9 protein-coding genes are annotated in these 7,365 nt (G+C 29.4%); 5 read left to right on the top strand and 4 right to left on the bottom strand.

Annotation, left to right across the window (positions count from 1 at the left end; all coding sequences use genetic code 11):
- Positions 1-2 precede the first annotated feature (2 nt).
- Genes prmC through AACZ53_RS12815 form a run of 3 tightly spaced genes read right to left on the bottom strand, consistent with a single transcriptional unit; the run spans position 3 to position 2,341 of the window.
- Complete coding sequence (gene prmC / locus AACZ53_RS12825; protein ID WP_339839159.1) at positions 3-884, bottom strand: peptide chain release factor N(5)-glutamine methyltransferase; 882 nt, start codon at positions 882-884, stop codon at positions 3-5.
- Positions 885-908: 24 nt separating this feature from the next.
- On the bottom strand, positions 909-1,826 hold the full coding sequence (locus AACZ53_RS12820; protein WP_339839157.1) for a hypothetical protein: 918 nt from the start codon (positions 1,824-1,826) through the stop codon (positions 909-911).
- Between the two features lie 38 nt (positions 1,827-1,864).
- Entirely contained in the window at positions 1,865-2,341 is a 477-nt protein-coding gene (locus AACZ53_RS12815; protein WP_339839155.1) for a GNAT family N-acetyltransferase, read from the bottom strand.
- 38 nt (positions 2,342-2,379) lie between these two features.
- On the opposite strand from AACZ53_RS12815, the gene ribD reads away from it, so the two are divergent.
- The 3 genes from ribD to AACZ53_RS12800 are packed head-to-tail and all read left to right on the top strand — an operon-like array spanning position 2,380 to position 4,895.
- Positions 2,380-3,420, top strand: coding sequence for a bifunctional diaminohydroxyphosphoribosylaminopyrimidine deaminase/5-amino-6-(5-phosphoribosylamino)uracil reductase RibD (gene ribD / locus AACZ53_RS12810; RefSeq protein ID WP_339839152.1), 1,041 nt, complete (start codon positions 2,380-2,382; stop codon positions 3,418-3,420).
- On the top strand, positions 3,413-4,270 hold the full coding sequence (locus AACZ53_RS12805) for a DMT family transporter (protein WP_339839150.1): 858 nt from the start codon (positions 3,413-3,415) through the stop codon (positions 4,268-4,270). The genes ribD and AACZ53_RS12805 overlap by 8 nt, the downstream gene beginning before the upstream one ends.
- A gap of 1 nt (position 4,271) precedes the next feature.
- Complete coding sequence (locus tag AACZ53_RS12800; RefSeq protein ID WP_339839148.1) at positions 4,272-4,895, top strand: YigZ family protein; 624 nt, start codon at positions 4,272-4,274, stop codon at positions 4,893-4,895.
- On the opposite strand, the gene AACZ53_RS12795 is transcribed toward AACZ53_RS12800, so the two are convergent.
- On the bottom strand, positions 4,890-5,291 hold the full coding sequence (locus AACZ53_RS12795; RefSeq protein ID WP_339839145.1) for a thioesterase family protein: 402 nt from the start codon (positions 5,289-5,291) through the stop codon (positions 4,890-4,892). The two genes, AACZ53_RS12800 and AACZ53_RS12795, sit on opposite strands and share 6 nt — an antisense overlap.
- A gap of 192 nt (positions 5,292-5,483) precedes the next feature.
- Between AACZ53_RS12795 and dnaA the strand changes: the two genes are divergently transcribed.
- Positions 5,484-6,911: a chromosomal replication initiator protein DnaA gene (gene dnaA / locus AACZ53_RS12790; RefSeq protein ID WP_339839143.1), complete on the top strand. Its 1,428-nt coding sequence runs from the start codon at positions 5,484-5,486 to the stop codon at positions 6,909-6,911.
- Positions 6,912-6,915: 4 nt separating this feature from the next.
- On the top strand, positions 6,916-7,365 hold a 450-nt coding region (locus AACZ53_RS12785; protein WP_339839162.1), incomplete at its 3' end, for a low molecular weight protein-tyrosine-phosphatase.

Genomic DNA, 7,365 nt, shown 5'->3' with positions numbered 1-7,365 from the left:
ATTTATTTGTCGCAAGAAATCATTCTATCATTACCATAAACGTCTTTGATTAATTGAATGTTTTTGAAATTCAACTTTTTAAGTAATTCAACCATTTCTTTGCCTAAATACTGATTGATTTCAAAATATAATTTTCCGTTTTCAGAAAGATTTTTTTGTGCTAATTGAGCAATTTTTCTATAGAATAATAAGGCATCAGTATCCTCTACGAATAACGCTAAATGAGGTTCGTATTCCAATACATTTTTCTTGATTTCCTCTTTTTCTAAATTTCGAACATAAGGTGGATTTGAAACTATTATGTCAAAATTAGTTGTGAGTTGTGAGTTGTGAGTTTTGAGTTGCTCTAAGTCTTCAACTTCAAGAATACTTTTATTTATGAAATTTATTTCAACTTTATTTATTTCAGAATTTTGTTTTGCGATATCTAAAGCCTTTTCAGACACATCTAAAGCATAAACTTTTGCATTATGCCAATTCTTAGCTAAACTAATTGCAATACAACCTGAACCCGTTCCAATATCTAATATTTTGGGATTTGGAATTTCTATTTTGGAATTTTCACTTAGGATTAAATCCACTAATTCTTCGGTTTCTTGTCTTGGAATTAAGGTGTTCTCATTTACTAAAAATCGCAATCCATAAAACTCAGTTTCGCCTAATATATATTGGATTGGTTTTTCTTGTTTTAATTCACTTAAAATGGAATTCCATTTTTCTAATTCATTTTCATTTATTGAAAAATTGGGTTCTAAAGCTAAATCAATTCGTTTTTTTTGATGTAGGAATTCACTAATGATATAAAAGAAGCTTTCTATTTCTTCTAAATCATAAATAGAAATCAATTCTTCAGTAAAATTTATTTTATATTCTTTTAAAATCATTCAGATTTATTTTTTTTAAGATTTTTAATCCCATTTTATATTGTACTTTTTTGTAATAAGTTCCAAAATGTCTTTATCTAATTGCCAAGGAGCCAAACCTACAGCCATTCTTCTTTTATCTAAATTTTCAAAGTCATTTATTCTTTCACTTGTAGTACCGCTGTAAATTCCATAATCAAACATCCCTGTGCTTCTTAAGTTACTGTCAATTAGGCTTCCATAAATTTCAGCTGGTGCTCTACCTCTTTTTATTAAATCTAAAAAGATTGGTTTCCAATATTCAGCTCTTTCTCTATTGATATGAAAAACAAAAGTGGTGGCGTGGAAAAATTGATCATCAATTGAAGAATTTCCAAATTGAGGAAACATTTCATCAGGAAAACAATCACAATCTGCAACTATTCTCTTTAACTTCAAGTAATTAATACTGTCAACTCTTTTTAATCCTTCATAATCACGATTAATTCTGACACTTTGGTCTTCCTCTTTCATTTTTAAAATTTCATTTCTTAAATCTAAATCAACTCGTTTTGCATAAGCCTCATAATATTTTTTAGAATTTCGCTTTAATTTTTTCCATGATTTTAAATTTCTAATATTTGTATTAATAGAATCAATTGTAGAATTTTCAAACCTAAAACCATAATCTCTAACTGAAATTTCTAAGTAATGAACTGCTTCTTCTAACTTGTTTAAACGTGCTGCACATTCTGTTAAAATTGAAGGCTCGTTAATTTCTCCTTGTTTCAATAAAGGACAATTACTTTCCGCTTTTTTCAATAAATCATAGGCATTTTGATAATTATCTTTCAAATATTCATATTGTGCTTCATACACAAACTGATAATAATTGTTTATGTAATCATACTCTTCATTAATCTTCTTTTTTTGAGAAAATCCAACAAATGAAACCAACAAAATCAATAAAAAATTATTTTTCATAAAATTAAATTTTAATACTTAATACTCAAATCTTAATACTACAACTCCTTCATCATCCAAACGGGACAACTTGTATGACCAGTACAACCTAAAGGTTCCTCTAAATAATGAAATCCAACTTTTTGATATAACTTCTGGGCATCTTTCATCATTTCTAAGGTTTCCAGATAACATTTTTCAAAACCAGCTTCTTTAGCAAAATCTAAACACTTTAGAATCATTTTTTCTCCCATTCCAATTCCTCTGGCTTTTGGAGCGAAATACATTTTTTGCAATTCACATATTTCTTTTGGTCCATTTTCTAAAGGAGCGATTCCGCTACCACCAATTATTTCTCCTCCATGTTCAATTACAAAATAGACAGTGTTCGCTTTATTATATACTTCGTATAAAGTATCTAAAATTGGATCTTCATAAGCTGTACCGGTTCTTGGAGCTTCTAATTCTATAAAAACAGCTCTAATTACCTTAGCAATTTGAGCATTATCTTCTTTTTTAATTTTTCTAATCTGCATAAAAATATATTCTAAAACAAAAGTACTATTTTTGTCCTGTGAAAATACATGAAAAATACATAAATCGTTGCATCGAATTAGCCAAAAATGGTTTAGGCACAACTTATCCAAATCCTTTGGTGGGAAGTGTTATTGTTTATAACGATAAAATTATTGGTGAAGGCTGGCACAAAAAAGCTGGTGAACCTCATGCTGAAGTCAATGCCATAAACTCTGTTAAAGATAAAACATTACTTTCAAAAGCGACTATTTACGTTAGTTTAGAACCTTGTAGTCATTTTGGAAAAACACCTCCTTGTTCAGATTTAATAATTTTTCATAAAATTCCAAATGTGGTTATTGGAACTGTTGATCCCAACGAGAAAGTTGCAGGAAAAGGAATAAAAAAATTGATAGAAGCTGGTGCAAATGTCACTATTGGTATTCTAGAAAAAGAATGTCATGAGTTAAACAAAAGGTTCTTCACTTTTCATACTAAAAAAAGACCTTACATTATATTGAAATGGGCAGAAACTGCTGATGGATTTATTGCTCCTATTGCTAAAGATGAACAAAAACCTATTTGGATTACCAATAAACACTCAAGGCAATTAGTCCACAAATGGAGAACAGAAGAACAAGCCATTTTAGTAGGTACGAAAACAGTTTTAGATGATAATCCAAGTTTGAATGCCAGAGATTATTCGGGCAATAATCCTATTCGAATTGTTCTTGATAAATCAGGAAAAATTAATTCTAAATTCCATGTAAAGGATAACGCTATTAAAACAATAATTTTAACTGAAAATGAGGATTTTCAAACAGTTGAAAATTGTATTTATGAGAAATGTACTTTTGATGAAAATCTAATTGAAACCATTTTAGCTATTTTAGCAAAACATCAAATTCAATCGGTAATTATTGAAGGTGGAAGCAAAACCATTCAGAGTTTCATCAATAAAGAGTTATGGGACGAAGCTCGAGTTTTTAAAGGGAAAACTATTTTTAAAAAAGGCGTAAAAGCTCCGACAATTAATCATTCTATAAAAAGGCAAACCCAAATTTTGACTGACGAATTAATATATATTGTAAATGATTAATTTAGTATTAGCTATTCTATTTTCAAGCTTACTTTATATTGTATTTAAGTTTTATTCAAAATTTAACATTAATACTTTTCAAGCGATTGTATTTAATTATGTTGCTGCTTTTTTGGTTGGAATAGTGTTGTCTGAAGAAACATTAGATTTTCAATCAATTCTCAGTAAGTCTTGGTTGTTTGGAAGTTTCATATTAGGTGGATTGTTCATTTTAGTATTTAACATCTTAGGAAAAACATCTCAAGAAAACGGAGTTTCAGTAGCTTCAGTTTCAAGCAAAATGTCTATGATAATTCCTATTTTGTTTGGTATCTTCTTTTTTAAGGAATCCATCACTTTAGAAAAAATAATTGGAATTGGAATTGCATTGATTGCCGTTTATTTCACCTCAAAAAAAGAAGCTGGCAAAGTTGAAGTAAAGAATTTTATTTTTCCCATTTTACTTTTTTTTGGAGCTGGAATTGTTGACACAAGTATGAATTATCTTCAACACACACATTTAAAAGATAGTGAAATTGCCTTGTTTTCGGCGACTACATTTTTATCCGCTTTCTTTTTTGGAATTCTTATTTCTATCTTTAAAACGGTAAAAGGGAATTTTAAATTTGAAGGAAAGAATATAATTGGTGGTATCTTTTTAGGCGTTCCTAATTATTTTTCGATGTATTTTCTAATCAAAGCACTTCACAATAAAAATCTAGAAAGCGCTACTGTTTTTACTTTAATTAATATTGGTGTAATTTTGCTATCAACAATGTTTGGAATAATTTTATTCAAAGAAAAACTTTTAAAACAAAATTACTTTGGCATTGCATTAGCCATTATTGCAGTAATTTTAGTTACTTTATAGCATGAGCGAAGCATTAAAAGACACCTACAAAACCTTATCACAACCCTCAGAAGAAATATTGTTTAAAGAAAAAAGCAGTAAATTCTTTGGCTATGCTTTTCCTATAAATAATGAAGACGAAGTTAAAGAAGCATTAGACTTATTAAAAAAACAACATAATTCAGCTCGACATTTTTGTTATGCCTATCAATTGGGAACAGAAAGTATCTCATATAGAGTCAACGATGACGGCGAACCTAACAATAGCGCTGGAATGCCTATTTATGGTCAAATTCAATCTTTTAATGTTACAAATGTATTAGTTGTTGTCATTCGTTATTTTGGTGGTGTTAAATTAGGTGTTGGCGGATTAATAAGTGCTTATAAAACTGCTGCACAGATGGCTTTTGAAGTGGCAGATATAATTGAAAAAACAATTGATATAAATTTCATCATTTCTTTTGATTATAAAAACATGAACAAAGTTATGCGAATTATCAAAGAAAAAAACCTCGAAATAGTTTCCCAAAAAATGGAAATGAGTTGCGAAATTGAAATTGCAACCCGAAAAAAAAATGCCGAAAATATATTCGACATTTTTAGTTCAATTTATGAAATTATCATAAAAGAAAAGGAATCATTATAAATCTGATAATTTATCCGCTATATAACTGGGAGGAATTGTTGGTTTACTAGTTTTCATATCTACAAAAACTAACATTGAATAGCCAGTTGTTAACAATTCTTGTTTCTCATTGTAAATCTCATAGTCAAATTCTATCTTAACGGACGTCTGACGTTTGAAGATCGTTTTTACCGTTAAAAGATCATCATAACGAGCTGGTTTTTTATAATTAATTGTTAAAGAAACTACTGGAAGCATAATTCCATTCTCTTCCATCCATTTATAAGAAACTCCCATATTTCTCAACCACTCCACACGCCCCATCTCAAAATATTGGGCATAATTACCGTGATAAACTACTCCCATTTGGTCTGTTTCTGCATACCTTACACGTACAGAAATTTCATGTTCTTTCATATATAAATTATGTTAATTATTTTCATTACATTTGTAAAACAGCTTACGACATTTTTTTTTATAAATCAACCCCCATTTAATTTTTTTTATTAAAAAAATGTTCACATATTTGTTCTCCCGAAAATTGAGACACATATTTGTTGAAATCGACAAAGAAAAATTAATAAAAAACAAACTAATAGAATTGAATTTATGGCTAGAACTGCGCAATCAGTATGGGAAAACTGTTTAGATTTTATCAAAGATAACATTCAAGATCAAGCTTTTAAAACTTGGTTCGAACCTATTAAATCAGTTGAACTAACCGACAACGCATTATACATTCAAGTTCCTAGTAAATTCTTCTACGAATGGTTAGAAGAACATTATGTTAAATTATTAAAAGTAGCTCTTACAAAAGAACTTGGTCCTTCGGCAAAGTTACTATATAAAATTAAAATGGAAAATACTTATGGTAATAATGTTCCTTACACAGAACAATTACCAAGTTCTCAACGTTCAAGTGTTAAACCACAAGAAGTTGATTTTCCTATTGTAAATAAAAATGCTGAATTAAGAAATCCTTTCGTAATTCCTGGGATCAGAAACTTAAAGATTGAATCTCAATTAAATCCAAATTACAGTTTTGACAATTTCCTTGAAGGTGATTCAAATAGATTAGCACGTAGTGCTGGTATGGCTGTAGCTAATAAACCTGGAGGAACTTCATTTAATCCGCTTTTAATTTTTGGTGGTGTTGGATTAGGCAAAACGCATTTAGCTCACGCTATAGGTGTTGAAATCAAAGATAAATATCCTGAAAAAACAGTTTTATACATTTCAGCTGAAATTTTCACCCAACAGTATATAGATTCTGTTAAGAAAAACACAAGAAATGATTTTATTCACTTCTATCAACTAATTGATGTTTTAATTATTGATGATGTTCAATTCTTATCAGGAAAATCAGGAACTCAAGATGTATTCTTCCATATTTTCAATCATTTACACCAAAACGGAAAACAGGTAATCCTTACTTCAGATAAGGCACCAATCGACATGCAAGATATTGAACAACGTTTACTATCTCGTTTCAAATGGGGACTTTCTGCAGAACTACACCAACCAGACTATGAAACTAGAGTTTCTATCTTAAAAAACATCCTATATAGAGATGGTGTAGACATGCCTGATGAAATTATTGAATATGTTGCCAAAAACATAAAATCGAATGTTAGAGAATTAGAAGGAGCAATTATTTCATTAATTGCACAATCTTCTTTTAACAAAAAAGAAATCACTGTTGAACTAGCCAAACAAATTGTCGAAAAATTTGTTAAAAATGTGAAACGAGAAATTTCTATCGACTATATTCAAAAAGTAGTATCAGATTATTTCCAATTAGATTTAGATATTTTACAATCAAAAACTAGAAAAAGACATGTGGTTCAAGCGCGTCAATTAGCTATGTTTTTCGCTAAAAAATACACTAAGAATTCGTTAGCAAATATTGGCTCACAAATCGGAGATAGAGATCATGCCACTGTACTTCATGCTTGTAAAACAGTTGACAACTTAGTTTCTACTGACAAACAATTCAAAAAATTTGTAGAAGATATCAACAAGAAATTATCATTATAAAATGATGGTTAAAGTTGTAATGATTTGCCTTGGAAACATTTGTCGTTCTCCATTGGCAGAAGGAATTTTGAAATCAAAAGTCAAAAAGAATGTTTTTGTTGATAGTGCCGGAACTGCTAATTACCATGTAGGTGAATTGCCAGACAAAAGATCAATTGCTGTAGCGAAAAAGCATGGAATTGACATTACAAATCAACATTGCAAACACTTTACAACAAAACATTTTGAAGAATTTGACTATATTTATGTAATGGATAAATCCAATTATGAAAATGTAATTAAATTAGCTTCTTCGGAAAAAGACAAACAAAAAGTCAAGTTAATTTTAAACGAATTACACCCAAATCAAGACCTCGAAGTTCCTGATCCATACTACGGTGATGAGGATGGTTTTGAAAACGTTTATCAAATGTTAGACAAAGCTTGTGAAATTATTGCAACAAACTTAAAAACT

This window comes from uncultured Flavobacterium sp. (assembly GCF_963975005.1).
GTDB lineage: Bacteria > Bacteroidota > Bacteroidia > Flavobacteriales > Flavobacteriaceae > Flavobacterium.
This window is presented reverse-complemented; position numbering and strand designations above follow the sequence as displayed.